The 645-nt window shown below is 67.1% G+C and carries 1 protein-coding gene; it reads right to left on the reverse strand.

Features of this window, described 5'->3' with window-relative positions; all coding sequences use genetic code 11:
* A partial coding sequence (locus AC1DUE_RS20020; protein ID WP_477041162.1) for a response regulator occupies positions 1-422 on the reverse strand: 422 nt, incomplete at its 3' end.
* Positions 423-645: the final 223 nt, after the last annotated feature.

Here is a 645-nt window from a genome sequence, read left to right on the forward strand (position 1 = left end):
CAGTCCAGCCCGCTCGCCGGACGCGCGCGGCCCGGGACCTCGCTGATCACCACCTCACCGGCGTGCACCGCCTCCAGGGCCGCGACGAGCTCACGCGCGGGCAGCGCCTTGGACAGGTACCCGCGCACACCCTGCGCCCGGGCACTGGCGACGAGGTCCGGATGGAAGTTCCAGGTGAACACGACCACCCGGCGCGCGTTCGGGTTGCGCACCAGCACGCCCACCTCGTGCTGGTCGGACTCCGGCTGCGCGAACGCGTCGTAGAGCACGACGTCGACCACGTCCTCGACCGGCTTGTTGGTGTCGATCTCCGCCACGACCACGCGATCTCGGTACTGGTCCAGGATCTTGGCCACGCCCAGGACCACCACGTCGTAGTCGTCGACGAGCGCAACCGTGAAAGGTCGTCCAGACTGGGTCACGCCTCGACCGTAGACCCCCCTAGGGGTGTACTGCACCCACCCTAGGGGTGGTGAAGTCGAGGTACGTACCGACTACTAGAGAGGCACCACCATGCTGGGACTCATCGTCACCATCATCATCGTCGGGCTCATCGCCGGGCTGCTCGCGCGCCTCATCGTCCCCGGCAAGCAGAACCTGTCCATCGCCATGACGATCGTCATCGGGATCATCGGGTCGTTCGTC

Source organism: Cellulomonas sp. P4_A2 (genome assembly GCF_056402515.1).